The organism is Nocardia sp. CA-151230 (genome assembly GCF_050942175.1).
Lineage (GTDB): Bacteria > Actinomycetota > Actinomycetes > Mycobacteriales > Mycobacteriaceae > Nocardia.
Window position 1 is genome coordinate 7,087,553 of the sequence record NZ_CP192061.1, and the last position, 16,093, is coordinate 7,103,645.

Annotated in this window: 15 protein-coding genes and 1 pseudogene; 3 read left to right on the forward strand and 13 right to left on the reverse strand. The window is 69.5% G+C overall.

Annotated elements, in window-relative coordinates; translation table 11 throughout:
• Positions 1-57: 57 nt before the first annotated feature.
• Positions 58-693, forward strand: coding sequence for a TetR/AcrR family transcriptional regulator (locus ACQP1O_RS33375; protein ID WP_433562346.1), 636 nt, complete (start codon positions 58-60; stop codon positions 691-693).
• 116 nt (positions 694-809) lie between these two features.
• Here ACQP1O_RS33375 and ACQP1O_RS33380 read toward each other — a convergent pair whose 3' ends face one another.
• The 3 genes from ACQP1O_RS33380 to recO form a co-directional block, all read right to left on the reverse strand.
• The gene (locus ACQP1O_RS33380; protein WP_364617732.1) at positions 810-1,217 is read right to left on the reverse strand and encodes a hypothetical protein; all 408 of its coding nucleotides are present in this window, start codon (positions 1,215-1,217) and stop codon (positions 810-812) included.
• Positions 1,214-2,017 carry an isoprenyl transferase gene (locus tag ACQP1O_RS33385; protein WP_354835454.1) on the reverse strand — a complete coding sequence of 268 codons (804 nt, stop codon included), beginning with the start codon at positions 2,015-2,017 and terminating at the stop codon, positions 1,214-1,216. Before ACQP1O_RS33385 ends, ACQP1O_RS33380 begins: the two co-directional genes overlap by 4 nt.
• A 246-nt stretch (positions 2,018-2,263) precedes the next feature.
• Positions 2,264-3,055 carry a DNA repair protein RecO gene (recO, locus tag ACQP1O_RS33390; RefSeq protein WP_433562347.1) on the reverse strand — a complete coding sequence of 264 codons (792 nt, stop codon included), beginning with the start codon at positions 3,053-3,055 and terminating at the stop codon, positions 2,264-2,266.
• 272 nt (positions 3,056-3,327) lie between these two features.
• Here recO and ACQP1O_RS33395 point away from each other — a divergent pair, with 272 nt between their 5' ends.
• A complete protein-coding gene (locus ACQP1O_RS33395; protein ID WP_433562348.1) occupies positions 3,328-4,743 on the forward strand; it encodes an amidase in 1,416 nt (471 codons plus the stop codon).
• Positions 4,744-4,946: 203 nt separating this feature from the next.
• On the opposite strand, the gene era is transcribed toward ACQP1O_RS33395, so the two are convergent.
• The 10 genes and pseudogenes from era to hemW all read right to left on the reverse strand — a co-directional run bounded on the left by era (position 4,947) and on the right by hemW (position 14,921).
• Positions 4,947-5,900 (reverse strand): GTPase Era, encoded by a 954-nt coding sequence (gene era / locus ACQP1O_RS33400; RefSeq protein ID WP_433562349.1) that lies wholly within the window; start codon positions 5,898-5,900, stop codon positions 4,947-4,949.
• A 149-nt stretch (positions 5,901-6,049) separates the two neighbouring features.
• Positions 6,050-6,355 (reverse strand): annotated as a pseudogene (locus ACQP1O_RS33405) (cytidine deaminase); the annotation flags it as partial.
• Positions 6,348-7,673 (reverse strand): hemolysin family protein, encoded by a 1,326-nt coding sequence (locus ACQP1O_RS33410; RefSeq protein WP_433562350.1) that lies wholly within the window; start codon positions 7,671-7,673, stop codon positions 6,348-6,350. The pseudogene ACQP1O_RS33405 and the gene ACQP1O_RS33410, both read right to left, overlap by 8 nt.
• Positions 7,670-8,227, reverse strand: a complete 558-nt coding sequence (ybeY, locus tag ACQP1O_RS33415) for an rRNA maturation RNase YbeY (RefSeq protein ID WP_354835462.1) — start codon at positions 8,225-8,227, stop codon at positions 7,670-7,672. The genes ACQP1O_RS33410 and ybeY overlap by 4 nt, the downstream gene beginning before the upstream one ends.
• A 22-nt stretch (positions 8,228-8,249) precedes the next feature.
• Complete coding sequence (locus ACQP1O_RS33420) at positions 8,250-9,320, reverse strand: PhoH family protein (protein ID WP_354835996.1); 1,071 nt, start codon at positions 9,318-9,320, stop codon at positions 8,250-8,252.
• A gap of 211 nt (positions 9,321-9,531) precedes the next feature.
• Entirely contained in the window at positions 9,532-10,272 is a 741-nt protein-coding gene (locus ACQP1O_RS33425; RefSeq protein WP_433562351.1) for a 16S rRNA (uracil(1498)-N(3))-methyltransferase, read from the reverse strand.
• Between the two features lie 4 nt (positions 10,273-10,276).
• Positions 10,277-11,431: a molecular chaperone DnaJ gene (dnaJ, locus tag ACQP1O_RS33430; RefSeq protein WP_433562352.1), complete on the reverse strand. Its 1,155-nt coding sequence runs from the start codon at positions 11,429-11,431 to the stop codon at positions 10,277-10,279.
• 36 nt (positions 11,432-11,467) lie between these two features.
• Positions 11,468-12,511, reverse strand: coding sequence for a heat-inducible transcriptional repressor HrcA (gene hrcA, locus ACQP1O_RS33435; protein WP_379399297.1), 1,044 nt, complete (start codon positions 12,509-12,511; stop codon positions 11,468-11,470).
• A gap of 220 nt (positions 12,512-12,731) precedes the next feature.
• Positions 12,732-13,589, reverse strand: a complete 858-nt coding sequence (locus tag ACQP1O_RS33440) for a lipase family alpha/beta hydrolase (RefSeq protein ID WP_433562353.1) — start codon at positions 13,587-13,589, stop codon at positions 12,732-12,734.
• A gap of 171 nt (positions 13,590-13,760) precedes the next feature.
• A complete protein-coding gene (gene hemW, locus ACQP1O_RS33445; protein WP_433567882.1) occupies positions 13,761-14,921 on the reverse strand; it encodes a radical SAM family heme chaperone HemW in 1,161 nt (386 codons plus the stop codon).
• 211 nt (positions 14,922-15,132) lie between these two features.
• On the opposite strand from hemW, the gene ACQP1O_RS33450 reads away from it, so the two are divergent.
• Positions 15,133-15,996 carry an immunity 49 family protein gene (locus ACQP1O_RS33450; protein WP_433562354.1) on the forward strand — a complete coding sequence of 288 codons (864 nt, stop codon included), beginning with the start codon at positions 15,133-15,135 and terminating at the stop codon, positions 15,994-15,996.
• Positions 15,997-16,093: the final 97 nt, after the last annotated feature.

Consider the following 16,093-nt stretch of genomic DNA (forward strand, 5'->3'; position numbering starts at 1 on the left):
AGGCTGACACCCCAATGTCCCCTTGTCAAGAACGGATATTCGTTTTACTTTGGGCCCATGCCCAGAGTCAGCGAGGAACACCTGGAACGCCGCCGGCAGCAGATTCTCGACGCCGCGCAGTCCTGCTTCGCCCGCAAGGGACTGCACGCCACCACCATGCAGGACGTCTTCGCCGAATCCGGCCTCTCGGCCGGGGCGGTCTACCGGTACTTCAAGTCCAAGGACGAGATCATCGCCGCGCTGACCTCCGAAGTGGCCACCGAACTCCACGGTGCCCTGCACGAGGCGGTGCACAGCGATCCGCTACCCAGCCCAGCCGAACTGATCCGCACGGTCGCGGAGGCCATTGTCCGGCTCAGCGCCCCGGGCGGACCGGTCCGTCTCATCCCCCAGACGTGGTCACTGGCACTGACCGACCCCCACATCGCCGACTATGTCCGCACCACCCTCGGCGGCGTCCGTCGCCTGTGGCACGACTACGCCCTCCGCATGCGCGAAATCGGCTGGCTACCAGCCGATTCCGACACCGACGCGGTCGCCAAGACCATGTTCGGCATCCTGCCCGGCTTCATGCTGCAACACCTGATCATGGGCGATGTCGATCCCGACACCCTGTACCGGGGTGTCGAGCTCCTCGTCCCGGACCACCAGCGCGGCGGAAGGGTCGCTATCCCGGAAACCTCGTCCTCCTGAGTGAGATTCACCCGCGCGGGTGAATCTCGCCGGGCATCGACGGCACCCGGTCCGGAACGCCACGGCGGGTGTCCGAACTCCACGATCCGGGCGGCGGGCCGGGTGGGCCGAATCGCCTAGGGCAGCAAGCCTTGTCGAGCCCGGCCCGCGCCGGAGAGGGTCAGCAGCAGGATGGTCGCCAGGGGCTCGTCCTCGAGCCCGGCGGCCGGGAAGGTGTAGCGCAGGATGACATCCGCGAGCTTCTCGCGGGACACGACGGTGAGCGTGCCGAACTGGAGCGCGGCATTGCGTTCGGCGACCCGCTTGTGCAGCTGCGGTTTCACCGGACGATCCCAGGCCAGGATGCACATGAGCGCCAGCACGTCCAGGCCGGGCGAGAGGTTGACGCCGCGCAGCGAGCACAGCGCGCCCTCGTACTCGAAGCCGAGGCCGCCGTCCTCCTCGCGAACCTCCACGCCGTAGCGCAGCAGCAGGGCGCGGGCGCGGTCCTGGAGCGCCTCGGCGGGGGTGAGCTGGTCGGTCATTTCACGCCTCCGAAGCGACGGTCACGCTTGGCGTACTCCAGGCAGGCGTCCCAGAGGTTGCGGCGGTCGAAATCGGGGAAAAGCGTTTCCTGGAACACGAATTCGGCGTAGGCGGCCTGCCAGATCAGGAAGTTGGAGGTGCGCAGTTCACCGGAGGGACGCAGGAACAGGTCCACGTCCGGCATATCGGGTTCGTCGAGGTAGCGGGCCACTGTGGCCTCGGTGATCTTCTCCGGGTCGAGTTCCCCGGCGGCCACCCGGCGCGCGATTTCCCGTGCGGCGTCGGCGATTTCGGCGCGGCCGCCGTAGTTGACGCACATGGTGAGGGTCATCACCGTATTGTCCCGGGTGAGCTCCTCCGCGATCTCCAATTCCTTGATCACGCTGCGCCACAGGCGCGGCCGGCGGCCGGCCCAGCGCACCCGCACACCCATCTCGTGCATCTCGTCACGTCGGCGGCGGATCACGTCGCGGTTGAAGCCCATCAGGAAGCGCACCTCGTCGGGGCTGCGCCGCCAGTTCTCGGTGGAGAAGGCGTAGGCCGAGAGCCACTTCACGCCCATTTCGATACAGCCCTCGACGGTGTCCATGAGCACCGCCTCGCCGCGCTCGTGGCCCGCGGTGCGGGGCAGCCCGCGCTCCTGGGCCCAGCGGCCGTTGCCGTCCATCACCAGCGCCACATGCCTGGGCACGAACTCCGCCGGAATCGCCGGCGGCTTCGCCCCCGACGGATGCGGCGACGGCGGCCGCACAACACGCTGCTCAGTCGATGACTTCCGGTTCCCGATCACGCCCACCATCCTGCCCGACGCTCCGCGAGGCCGGACGGCGCCCACACCATTGCCACCGGACCTCCACATTTCCTCCACCGGACGGCGTACGGCGGCGGGGAAACCGGCATTTCCCCGCCGCCGAGCGCCCGGCCGGTCAGCTGGGGAAATTGTCGAGGTAGGCGCGGTAGCTTCCTAAGGGCAGGACGGCGTCGCGCTCCGGACCCGCTTTCCCGCGCCCGCTCACCGGGACTCCCAGGGTGATTCGGCCCGGCATCAGCCGATGGCGGCACGGGGACGCTCGGCCACCGCGTCGCGCTCGACGGCCTCGTGCGGGCGGGTGCGCTCGATGAGCGGGAGCGTGCGCAGCTGTCGTTCCAGATGCCACTGCAGATGCGCGGCGATGAGACCGCTGGCCTGGCGGCGCATGGCGTCGGAGACGGCGTCGACGCCGGACCAGTCGCCCCGATTGAGAGCGCTCATGTGATCGAGGACGCCGACCATGGGCGTGGCCGCGCCCGGCGGACGGCAGTGCACGCACACCGCGCCGCCCGCGGCCACGTGGAAAGCGCGGTGCGGGCCGGGGGTGGCGCAGCGGGCGCAGTCGTCGAGGGCGGGCGCCCAACCGGCGAAAGCCATGGCGCGCAACAGGTATGCGTCCAGGATCAGTTCGTGGGGGCGGCGGCCCAGCGCGATGGCGCGCAGCGCGCCGGCGGTGAGGGTGTGCAGGCGGGCGGCGGGTGCGCCCTCCTCGCCGGCCAGGCGCTCGGCGGTCTCGAGCACGGCGCAGGCGGTGGTGTAGCGGCCGTAGTCGGCGACGATGTCGGCGGCGAAGGTCTCGACCGTGTGCACCTGGGTGACGGTGTCGAGATTGCGGCCCGGATGCAGCTGCACATCCACGTAGGCGAACGGTTCCAGCCGCGCCCCGAACTTGGAGCGGGTGCGCCGCACACCCTTGGCGACCGCACGCACCAGACCGTGCTGGCGGGTCAGCAGCGTGACGATGCGGTCCGCCTCGCCCAGCTTGTGCTGGCGCAGCACCACCGCATGATCCCGATACAACCGCACGGCAACAGTCTCGCACGCGCGACCGACCGGACCACGACGAGCCACCGGGTGTGTGCCGATTAGAAGTTCATTGGCCGGCGATTGGCCGCACGCCGCATGCTGAGCGTGATCCTCGGACCGAGGATTCGGTCGTGTGACACATCGGCCGCGCCCTCGCCGCGATGCCGATGAGGCGTGATCGACCACTGCCCGGTCGATCACGCCGCCACACGTTGGACGTGTGACCAGAATCGCGCTATGTTACTCCCCGGTACAGAAGAGACGGGATTCACATGACACTGGCGTCGGTTGGCGAACTCGGGCTGGCGGAACTCGCGGCGGCACTGGCGGCAGGCACACTCACCTCGGTCGAGGCGACCAGCGCGGCGCTCGACCGGATCGAGGCCAGCCAGGGAGCGCTCAACGCTTTCCGGATCGTGCGGCGGGCCGAAGCGCTCGCCGAGGCGGCCGACGCCGACCGCAAACTCGCCGCCGGACAGCGCGAGCCCCTGCTCGGGGTGCCCCTGGCCATCAAGGACGACACCGACCTGACCGGCACCCCGACGGCTTTCGGCTGCGGCGGCGAATTCCACGCCAAGACCGAGGACGCGGAGGCGGTGCGGCGGCTGCGCGCGGCCGGGGCGGTCATCGTCGGCAAGACCAATACCTGCGAACTCGGGCAGCTGCCGTTCACCAGCGGAGACGCCTTCGGGCACACCACGAATCCCTGGAGCGCCGGCCACACGCCGGGCGGGTCGTCCGGCGGATCCGGCGCGGCCGTGGCGGCCGGATTGGTGCCCGCCGCACTGGGATCCGACGGCGCGGGCTCGGTGCGCATCCCGGCGGCCTGGAACAACCTGGTCGGCATCAAGCCGCAGCGCGGCCGCATCTCCACCTGGCCGCTGCCGGAAGCCTTCTACGGGCTCACCGTGAACGGCCCGCTGGCCCGCACCGTCGCCGATGCGGCGCTCCTGCTGGACGCTGCCGCCGGACCTCATCCGGGCGATCTGCACACCCCGCCCGCCCTGCGCGTCTCCGACGCCGTCGGCCGCGATCCCGGCCGCCTGCGCATCGCGCTCTCCCTGCGAATCCCGTTCACCGCCACCAGGACCACGCTCGACCGCGAGGTCGAGGCCCGGGTGCACGCCACCGCCGCCACGCTGCGCCGCCTCGGTCACGAGGTCACCATCGCCGACGTCCACTACGGCGTGCTGATGGGTGCGACCTTCCTCCCCCGCTCCATGGTCGGCATCCGCGAGGCGCTGGACCGCCTCCCCGGCGCGCAGGTGGATCCGCGCACCACCCACAATGCCGCCGTCGGCCGCATCCTCTCGCCGCTGCTGTTCGCCGCTCGCCGCGTAGAACCCCTGCTGCGCATGCGAACCGGCCGCATCTTCGACGACTTCGACCTGGTGCTGGCCCCCACCACGGCCACCCCGCCCCCGGGCGTCCACGAGATCGACGACATCGGCAGCTGGGCCACCGACGAACTCATCACCGCGGCCTGCCCCTACACCTGGCCCTGGAACGTCCTCGGCTGGCCCGCCGTCAACATCCCCTCCGGCTTCACCGCCACCGGCCTCCCCGTCGGCTCCCAGCTCATGGGACCGGCCAACTCCGAACCGCTCCTGGTTTCCGTTGCGGCCCAACTGGAATCGGAGCTGGAATGGCACAAGAACCGCCCGGCACCCTGGTGGCCCCGGCCCTGACCCGCAGCCAGGAGACGGCCCCGCCCGATGCACTGATGGCCTGGACTGGCACGCCGGCGCGTCCGCCCCACGGCACCACGGGGACATACGCCCCAGCCGACACCTGATCCCGCGCCGGCCGCGGACACCGAAATCGCCGGCAGCACAGGGCGATCCGCCGCATCTGCCCGCAGCCGCTCACGTGGCTGCGGGCAGAGAGCTGGTCAGAAGCCGAGCTTGCCGAGCTGTTTGGGGTCGCGCTGCCAGTCCTTGGCGACCTTCACGTGCAGGTGGAGGTAGATGCGGGTGCCGAGGATGTGCTCGATCTGCTTGCGGGCGTTGGTGCCGACCTCCTTGAGGCGGGCGCCGCCCTTGCCGATGATGATGGCCTTCTGGCTGGGGCGTTCGACGTAGAGAAGGGCGTGGACGTCGAGCATGCCCTCGGCGGAGCGGCGGCCGTCGGTCTCCTGGTCCTCGTTCTCCTCGCGCTCGAGAACCTCCTCGATCACCACCGCCAGCGAGTGCGGGAGCTCGTCGCGGACGCCCTCGAGGGCCGCCTCGCGAATGAGCTCGGCCATCAGGACTTCCTCGGGCTCATCGGTGAGTTCGCCGTCGGGGTAGAAGGCGGGGCCCTCGGGCATCTGGGAGGCGATGACGTCGACGAGCACCTCGACCTGCTCGCCCTTGACCGCGGAGACCGGAACCACCTCGGCCTCGGGGCCGAGCAGCTGGGACACGGCCATCAGCTGGTGGGCGACCTGGTCGCGACTCACCTTGTCGATCTTGGTGACCACACCGAGCAGGGTCGTCTTGGGCGCCATGGTCTTGATCTGATCGACGATCCAGCGGTCACCCGGGCCGATCTTCTCGTCCGCCGGAATGCAGACGGCGATGACGTCGACTTCCGAATACGTATCGCGTACCAGGTCGTTGAGGCGCTGGCCGAGCAGCGTGCGCGGCCGGTGCAGACCGGGGGTGTCCACCAGGATCAGCTGCGCGTGATCACGGTGCACGATGCCGCGAATGGTGTGCCGCGTGGTCTGCGGCCGCGAGGAGGTGATGGCGATCTTCTGCCCCACCATGGCATTGGTGAGCGTGGACTTGCCGGTGTTCGGCCGGCCCACGAAACACACGAAGCCGGACCGGAATTCGCCGCTGTCCTTACCCTTGCCGCTCACTCGAAAACCTCCGATTCGGTGTCCAGATCGAAGCCCGCCGGAAGCTCGCGTTCGCCGGCCGCGTCGCCCTCCGCGGGCCGCTGTGCCGCAATGGGATTCTCGACGCCGTAGTCCGCGGGCGCACCGGCCTCCAGCACGTCGAACACCGCGCCCTTGGCATCGGTGAAGATGATGCGCGCCGACGGCGAAACCTCACGCACGGCCGACACCCCGGGATCCGACAGCTTGCCCGCGACCACCACGGCCGCCTCGAAATCGCCTGCGCCACTGGAGATCGCGGCCGCCACCGCCGACTGCAACGCGGTCAGCTTCATTGCGGTCAGCTCCACGGTCCCGGCCGCGTAGGTGCGCCCGTCCGAATCACGCACGGCCGCACCGCCATTGCCGCCGGTGCGGCCCATGGCCCCACGGGCGAGGACCAACAGCTTGCTGTCCTCCGCATCCAACTCAATCATCGGCCTCTCCATCCTCGTGTGCGCCGTCGGCCGGTTCATGTTCCGCCGGTTCGGTTCTCGTCTGCTCCGGGCCCTTGCGCACCACCACGGTGTGAATCCGCATGCGGCCGCGCGCGTCGGCCGCGCCCTCCCCCTTCAGTTGCAGGCCGTGGATGACGGCCTTGGAGCCGGGCAGTGGAACGCGGCCCAGGGCGTGGGCGAGCAGACCGCCGACGGTGTCGACGTCCTCGTCCTCGATCGCCATGTCGAACAGCTCGCCCAGGTCGTCCACCGGCAGTCGCGCCGAGACCCGGAACTTGCCCGGGCCGATCTTCTCGATCGGCGCGATCTCGTCCTTGTCGTACTCGTCGGCGATCTCGCCCACGATCTCCTCGAGGATGTCCTCGATGGTGACCAGCCCGGCGATGCCGCCGTACTCGTCCACCAGTACCGCCATATGGTTTCTGCGACGCTGCATTTCGTCCAGCAGTGCGTCCAGCGGCTTGGAGTCCGGCATGAACACGGCGGGCCGCATGACCTGCCGTACCTTCACCTTCCGGCTCCGATCCGCGTACGGCACCAGGTCTTTCAGATAGACGACACCCAGAATGTCGTCGACGTTCTCGCCCACCACCGGAATTCGTGAATGCCCCGACCGCACCGCCAGCGACATGGCCTGCGCCGCCGTCTTCTCCGCCTCGATCCACACCATCTCGGTGCGCGGCACCATGACCTCGCGGGCCGGGGTGGTGTCGAGCTCGAAGACCGACTGGATCATGCGGCGCTCGTCGGCATCCACCACGCCGCGCTCCCCCGCCAGATCCACCACCTCGCGCAGCTCGATCTCGGAGGCGAAGGGGCCGTTGCGGAATCCCTTACCGGGGGTGATCGCGTTACCGATGAGAATCAGCAGCCGGCTGACCGGGCCCAGCAGCGAGCCGATGGCCTGTAACGGCAGCGACGCGCCCAGCGCCAGCGAATACGCGTGCTGGCGGCCCAGTGTGCGCGGCCCGACACCGATCACCAGATAGTCGACCAGCACCATGACCGCCGCGGTGATCAGCAGCGCCGGGGCCTCGTCCAGCCAGTCCATGAGCACCGCCGCCAGCAGCACCGTCGCGGTGATCTCGCACGTGAGACGCAGCAGCACCATGAGATTCACATAGCGCGGCCGATCCGCGATGATGCGCGCCAGCCGCGCCGCCCCGGTCCGGTCGGCACGCACCAGATCCTCCACGCGGGCAGGCGAAATCGTGTTCAGCGCAGAATCCAGCGCCGCGAACACGCCACCGGCGGGGACCAGGACGATCGCCAGCAGGATCAGAACGAATGAATTCACGCCGGGCCCAGCGGATCACCGGTGGTGTCGGTGAATCCGGTCTTGCCCAACAGCCGCTGGTCGCGCTCGGCGAGCTCCGCGCGGCGCATTTCCTGGCGCACGTTCTCGTACCAGCCCTCCAGCAGGGAGGCCTGCAGCGCGAACATCTCCTTCTCCTCCTCCGGCTCGGCATGGTCGTAGCCGAGGAGGTGCAGGACGCCGTGCACGGTCAGCAGCGCCAGCTCGTGATCCATGGAGTGCCCGGCCTTCTCGGCCTGCTGGGCCGCGAACTCGGGGCAGAGCACGATGTCGCCGAGCATGGAGGGGCCGGGCTCGGCGGCATCGGGCCGCCCGCCCGGCTCCAGCTCGTCCATGGGGAAGGACATGACATCGGTGGGACCCGGTAGGTCCATCCAGCGCATGTGCAGATCCGCCATGGTGTCGAGATCGACCAGCACCATCGATAGCTCGGCCGCCGGATGCACATCCATCTGAGCGATGACGAACCGCGCGACGCTGACCAGTTCTTCTTCGGATACCTCGATACCCGATTCGTTGGCGATCTCGATACTCACCCGAACAGCCTAGAGGGAGAGGTCAGCGTCGCTCTCCTCGGCTCGCGGCACGTCGCTGTGCCCGATTGCCGGGATAGTGGACCGCGGCCGGGGGCCGCGACTCCGCCTCGAACCGGTCGTAGGCGTCGACGATCTCCCCGACCAGGCGGTGACGGACCACATCGGCGCTGGTGAGCTCGGCGATATGGATGTCGTCGATGCCGTGCAGGATCTCCGTCGCCGCGCGCAGACCCGAGCGCGCGCCGTGCGGCAGATCGACCTGGGTGATGTCACCGGTCACCACGATCTTGGAACCGAAGCCCAGGCGGGTGAGGAACATCTTCATCTGCTCGGCCGTGGTGTTCTGCGCCTCGTCCAGGATGATGAACGAGTCGTTGAGCGTGCGACCGCGCATGTAGGCCAGCGGGGCGACCTCGATGACACCGGCCTGCATGAGCTTCGGGATCGCCTCCGGATCCATCATGTCGTGCAGGGCATCGTAGAGCGGGCGTAGATACGGGTCGATCTTCTCGTTCAGCGTGCCCGGCAGGAAGCCCAGCCGCTCGCCCGCCTCGACCGCGGGCCGGGTCAGGATGATGCGGTTGACCTGCTTGGTCTGCAACGCCTGCACGGCCTTGGCCATGGCCAGATACGTCTTGCCGGTACCGGCCGGGCCCACCCCGAACACGATGGTGTGCGCGTCGATGGCGTCGACATAGCGCTTCTGATTGAGTGTCTTGGGCCGGATGGTCCTGCCGCGCCGGGACAGGATGTCCAGGCTCAGCACCTCCGCCGGAGAATCCGAGGAGCCCTCGGTGAGCATGGAGTAGGTGTGCCGCACCGCCTCGGGCGAGACCACCCGATTACGCGCGGTGAGCGCGACCAGCTGCGCCACCACTCGCTCTGCCAGGGCGACATCGGCCGGTTTGCCGGTCAGCGTGACGGAATTGCCGCGAACGTGGATGTCGGCATCGAGGAGGCGTTCGAGTTCACGCAGGTTCTCGTCAGCCGAACCCAGGAAACCGAACACCGATTCCGGTGCCAATTCGATGCTGGAACGAACGGTCCGTCCCGCCGGTCCGGAACCGTTGACGCCGGCGCCGATGCCGGCAATGGGTGTGCTCTGATCGCCGATTTCGCCTGGTGTTCTCAAAAGTGGCTATGGCCTGCTTTCCGGTCTCGATGCCGTTTGCTGTGACAGAAGTTTACCGCCGCCCACCGACACCGCCCAGTGAATAAGGGGCTACCAGCAGGGTGAACGGTCCGGTGTCATGCAACTGCCGCAGGCCCGAATCCATTCCGTGGCGAACCGGGTCGCGACGCGCCTACCAGCGCGGGGTGAGCGCGCCCAGCGCGCCGAGGGCGACCGCGGCCGCGGTGGAGGTACGCAGCACGGTCGGGCCGAGCAGGACGATGTCGGCGCCGGCCTCGGCGAGGGCCTTCAGTTCCGAGTCGTCCAGGCCGCCTTCGGGACCGACGATCAGGATCACCTCGGTCGCCCCGTCGAAAGACAGCTCGGTCAAACGGGATTCGCCGGACTCGTGGAGGGCGGCGACGATCGCGCCGTTCGCCTTGGCGGTGCGGACCAGATCGAGCAGGTCGCGCGTGGTGTGCAACTCGGCGACATCGGGGATGTAGGCGCGGCGGGATTGGCGGGCGGCCTGCTTGGCCGCGGCCCGCCACTTCTCGACGCCCTTGCGCGCCTTGGCTTCCCAGTTGGAGACGCAGCGCAGCGCCTGCCAGGGGACGATGGCGTCGGCGCCCGCCTCCGTCATGAGTTCGACGGCCAGTTCCGAACGGTCGGACTTGGGCAGCGCCTGGACCACCGTCACCTGCGGGGTCCAGGGCGCCGCCGTCCGTTTGGCCAGCACCCGCAGTTCGAGCCGATCCTTGCCGGCCGCAACCACTTCCGAGTCGGCGAGGATCCCGTGCCCGTCGGAGAGCGTGATGGGTTCCCCGACCCGGATGCGGCGCACCGTGGCGGCGTGCCGGCCCTCGGGGCCGTCCAGCACCGCGGTCGCACCCGGTTCGGGAATCTCGTCGAGGTAGAAGACGGTGGCGGCCAACGGATCAGCGTCCGCTGAAGGAGGCGCGCAGGCGTGCGAACAGACCCGAGTTGTGCTCGGACTGAGCGGTCATCACCTCGGTGTGCTCGTTGACGCGCATGCCCTTGTACTTGCGCAGCAGATCCGACTGCTTGGAGTCGAGCTTGGTCGGCACCACGATGTCGAGGTGCGCGATCAGATCGCCGCGAGAGTTGGCGCGCAGCTTGGGCATACCGTGGCCGCGTAGCACCGACGCCTCGCCCGGCTGCGTGCCGGCCGGGATGGTCAGCTCCACCGGGCCGTCGAGGATGGTGTCGATGACGACGGTCGCGCCGAGCGCGGCGTCCACCATGGGGACGCGAATCGTGCAGTGCAGGTCGTCGCCGTCGCGCACGAAGGTGTCGTGCGGCTGCTCGACGATCTCCACGTACAGGTCGCCGGCGGGGCCGCCGCCGGGACCGACCTCACCCTGGGCCGCGAGGCGCACCCGCATGCCGTTGGCGACACCGGCCGGGATCGGCGCGGCGATCTCGCGGCGCGAACGCACGCGGCCGTCGCCGCCGCACTTGCGGCAGGGGTCCGGAATGGTCTCGCCCGCGCCGCGGCAGGTGGGGCAGGGCCGGGAGGTCATGACCTGGCCGAGGAAGGACCGCTGCACGCTCTGCACCTCGCCCGCGCCGCCACAGGTCTCGCAGCGCACCGGCTTGGAGTTGCCGTTGGTGCCCGAGCCCTGGCACAGGTCGCAGAGGATGGCGGTGTCGACGGTCAGGTGCTTGGTGACGCCGACGGCGCACTCCTGCAGCGAAAGCCGGGTCCGCAGTAGCGAATCCGCGCCCGGCTGCACGCGACCGCGCGGCTTGCGGGTCCCGCCGGAGGCGTTCATGCCGCCGAAGAAGGCCTCGAACACGTCGCCGAGACCGCCGAAGCCGGCGCCGGAGAATCCGCCGCCCATGCCGGCGCCGGATTCCAGCGGGTCACCGCCGAGGTCGACGATGCGGCGCTTCTCCGGATCGGACAGCACCTCGTACGCCGTCGAGACCTCGCGGAACTTCTCCTGCGCCTCCGGGTCCGGATTGACGTCGGGATGAAGTTCGCGCGCCAGCTTCCGGTAGGCGCGCTTGATCTCCTGGTCGGTCGCACCGCGTGCGACTCCGAGCAGTGCGTAATAGTCCCGTGCCACGTGCGCTCTCTAGTCCTGTTTCGTCTCTGTGCTCGCTCACCGTTCGGCGAGCACCTCACCGATGTATCGGGCGACAGCCGCCACCGAGGCAATGGTCCCCGGGTAGTCCATGCGGGTCGGTCCCAGCACCCCCATACCTCCGAGCACCGTACCGGTCAGCCCGTAACCGGTGGACACCACGGCCGTCCCGCGCATCTGCTCGACCTTGGTCTCCTCGCCGATCTGCACCGTCACGGTACCCGGGACCTGTGCCGCGGCCAGCAGCTTCAGCACGATCACCTGCTCTTCGAGGGCCTCCAGGACCGAACGCAGCGAACCCGGGAAACCGTTCCCGGCGAAATCGGAGGCATTGCGGGTGAGGTTGGCGGTGCCGCCCAGCACCAGGCGCTCCTCCGGATGCTCGACCAGCGTCTCGACCAGCACGGTGGAGACGCGGATGAGTACATCGCGGAGCTTGGGCGACGGGGAATGCTCGGGAAGTTCGGCGACCGACACGGACGCGGCGGCCAGGCGCTTGCCGTCCATGGCCTTGCCGAGCATGCCGCGCAGGGCGGCCAGATCGTCCTCGCTGACGACGGTGCCCAGATCGACCAGGCGCTGATCGACGCGGCCGGTGTCGGTGATCACGACCAGCAGCAGGCGGGCCGGGTTGAGCGCGACGACCTCGATGTGGCGCACGGTGGACGCGGACACGGTCGGGTACTGGACCATGGCGACCTGCCGGGTCAGCTGGGCCAGCAGGCGGACACCGCGGCGCAGCACGTCGTCGAGATCGACGCCGCTCTCCAGGAATTCCATGATCGCGCGGCGTTCCGCGCCGGACAGCGGCTTGACCTCGGAGATGTGGTCGACGAACTGCCGGTAGCCCTTGTCGGTGGGTATCCGGCCGGAGGAGGTGTGCGGCTGGGCGATGTAGCCCTCGGCCTCGAGCACGGCCATGTCATTGCGGACGGTGGCGCTGGAGACACCCAGGTTGTGCCGCTCGACCAGGGTCTTGGACCCGATGGGCTCCTTCGTCGCGATGTAGTCAGCGACGATGGCCCGCAGGACCTCGAGCCGTCGTTGCTCGGTGCTCGACATGATGGCCCCACCTCCTTGCTCGCCCTCGGGTACGCCTCGTGCACGCCCGAGCCCTCCGCCGGCAGGAAGCAGCCGATCATTCGGCACCGGCCACGCGGATTTCCCGGATTATCTCCTCCAGTTTAGTGTCCCCGACGCAAGTCGCTGTGCCACCGCCCGCCACCTGGGCGGAGTCGGCGCACGTACCGTGCCCCGGTGTCCGCACCTGCCGTGCCCGGTGTCACTGACCGGCGGCGGCCTCCACGACTGCGGCCACGTCGGCCGGGTGGGAGACGAGGCCGGCGTGGGAGGCGTCGATCGAGGAGGTGTGGGCGTTCATGCGCTTGGCCATATCCCATTGGGACGCAGGGGGAATCACGCGGTCGGCGGTGCTGACCAGATACCAGCTCGGTGTGGCGGCCCAGGCGGGCGAGCCCGAGGGTTCGAGGTTGGCGGACAGGGCCAGGGAGTGCTGGCGGGCGGCCATGGCGGCGGCGGTGGCCGGATCGACGTCCTGGGCGAAGACGTCGGGGAAACTGGCGGGGTCGATGTAGGCGTCCACATTCCGGCCCGCGATCCCCTGCTGGTCGGCCACCATCTTCAGCCGCAGGGCGAGGGTGAGTTGCGAACCGGGGTACTGGATCGGATTCAGTTCCAGCAGTGCGGCTTCACCCTGGACCGGCGCGAAAGCCGAGATATAGACCAGGGATTCGATCTTCGAGTCGTGCACGTTGCTGATCACGGTGCCGCCGTAGGAGTGACCGACCAGCACGATCGGGCCCGGGATGCCGTCGATCGTGCGCTGGATCGCCGCCGCGTCGTAGGCGGGCCCGCGCAATGGATTCTCCGGCGTCGCAACGGAATAGCCGTCGGCGCGCAGTTGGGCGGCCACGCCGTCCCAGCTGGTGGCGTCGGCGAAGGCGCCGTGCACCAGCACGATCGTGGGCAGGGCCGCGGCCGTGGCCGGTGCTACGGCGAGCGGAGTCACGGCCAGCGCCAGGGCCACCGCCGCGGCGCTCACGCTTCGGGAGGCCTGGCGACCGGCACGGATGCGGAGGCGATTCAGGAGCTCGATGTGGCGCACAGGTGGCTTCACCATGAGATGTCCTCGGGCCGAAGGTTGTTCGGGGCGCTGCCGTAGGTCGCCTCGGGGCGCTACGGGCCGCGGCCGAGGCTCCGACCGCGATACAGACCTTGCTGTACGAAATCTCCGTCCGTCAATCTAGTCCGGACCGCGCGGTTCCACCTGAGGTTCGAGGATTCCCGCAGGTCAGCTCAGCAGGGTGCGGACGACACCGTCGGCCAGCAGGCGGCCGCGGCCGGTCAGGATCAGGTGGTCGCCGGCGCGCTCGGCCAGGCCGTCGGCGATGACGCGGTCGGCGGCGGCGCGCCCGCCGGCGTCGAGGTCGGCGAGCGGCAGTCCGGTGCGGAGGCGGACGGTGAGCATGACGCGCTCGGTGTAGCGCTCCTCGGGCGTGAGGGACTCCCAGCCCGCGGCGGGGAGGGCGCCGGTGGTCACCCGATCCGCGTAGCGCGCGGGGTGTTTCACGTTCCACCAGCGAACGCCGCCGACGTGACTGTGCGCGCCCGGCCCGGCGCCGAGCCAGTCGCCGCCGTCCCAGTAGCCGAGGTTGTGGCGGCAGCGGGCCGCGTCGGAGGCGGCCCAGTTGGACACCTCGTACCACTCCAGGCCGGCCGCGGCCAGGCGGGTGTCGATGCGCTCGTAGCGGGCGGCGAGCACGTCGTCGTCGGGGGCGGGAAGTTCGCCGCGCCGGACCCGGCGGGCCAGGGCGGTGCCGTCCTCGACGATCAGGGAGTAGGCCGACACGTGGTCGACGCCCGCGGACAGGACGGCATCGAGGCTGGCGTCGAGGTCGGCGTCGGTTTCGCCGGGCGTGCCGTAGATGAGGTCCAGATTGACGTGCTCGATGCCCGCGGCACGAGCTTCCTTGGCGGCGGCCACGGCCCGGCCGGGCGTGTGGGTCCGGTCCAGGATCTTCAGCACGTGCTGGGCGGCGGACTGCATGCCCAGCGAGACGCGGTTGTACCCGGCCGCGCGGATGCGATCGAAGAATTCGGCCGAGGTGGATTCCGGATTGGACTCGGTCGTCACCTCGGCCCCGGGCGCGAGCGTGAAGTTCTCCCGAATGGCGTCGAGCACCCCCGCGAGCCCGTCCCCACCGAGTAGCGACGGCGTGCCACCGCCCACGAAGACTGTCTGCACCGCCGGCACAGCCGACCGCAGACCATCGAATTCCCGTGCCGCCGTGGCAAGTTCACCCTTCAGCGCCTCGAACCACGACTGCGGCGACGACGAGCTACCCAACTCCCCCGCCGTATAGGTGTTGAAGTCGCAATACCCGCACCGCGTCGCACAGAACGGCACGTGGATGTAGATCCCGAACGGCCCGCCCCCGAAATCGCGCAGCACCGGCACGCCGGCGTCGGCCGCCGCGGCTGTGCCGGAGGTCTGTTGGGGAGCAGTCGAGGTCACTCATCCAGTGTGACCGGTTGCCCCGATCACAGCGCACCCGCCTGCGCGGGGACGCTGCTCGGACTGCGGGGCACCTCGAATCCGGATACATTCCAAGGGATTTCGGCGAGCCGGGCGAGCGGCTCCAGGTGCGGACGGGGACGGGCCGATGATCGAGGTACCGCGGCACGGGGTCGATGCAAGGTCGATCAGGGAGGTCGACGAGGGCTCCGTGGCCCCGGTGGTCTATCGGTCGCGGATGCCGGTGCGGCCGGAGGGTCCGAACTTCTCGCGGTCGATGGACGGTGTGCTGCTGGCCACCATGCTGATGTCGGATCCGCCGGCGTTTCGGGCGCGGACCTGGTATTTCGCGCATTCGACCGAGCAGACGGTGACGCGCCGGTTCCGGGCGAGCGGTATCGAATCCGGCTTCGACAAGTACGACCGGGTCGCGGGCTGGCGGGCGGCGTTCTGGTGGACGCTCATCGCCCGTGATGCCGAGGCCATGGGTGAGCTGGTCGAGTATCCGATCGAGCGGCTGCGCGAGTTCGGCGACGGCGCCTTCGACGACTTCCAGTACGAGTGGGTGCGGTTGCTGCAGACGGCCTGGCGGTTCGGCCCGAAGAGCGTGTACGAGGCGGCCTGGGCGCTGGACACCACCAGCCGGGTGGGTGCGCAGCGGGTGACGGACCTGCTGTTCCGGCCGGCTGTGGAGGTGTTCCTGCGCCTGGCCGACGGCGATTCCGAGGGCTTCGACTGGGAGATGACAAACGCGCTGCGGCTGCATCGCGCCTTCTTCGACAACGACACCTGGCGAAACGATCCCGAGGGCGTCTTGGCGCTGCCGCTACTGGCCCTGGCCTGCTGGGCGCGGGATCTGGGCTATCGGACCGCCGTTCGCTCGCCGTACCTACCGGCCGGATTCATCGATCGCCCGGATTGGGCGATTTCCCCCGAACTGGCCGATGAGCTGGGCCGGCTGGCGGCGGCCAAGGCCCGCCTCGCGGCATCCGACGCCGATCGAATGACGTAGCCGCGCCGGGGCAGCCGTTCAGGTCAAGCGTCCAAAGGTTCGCCGGGCGTTGATCTATGATGCCCGTCACAAATCGGACAATATATCCAGGGGATTT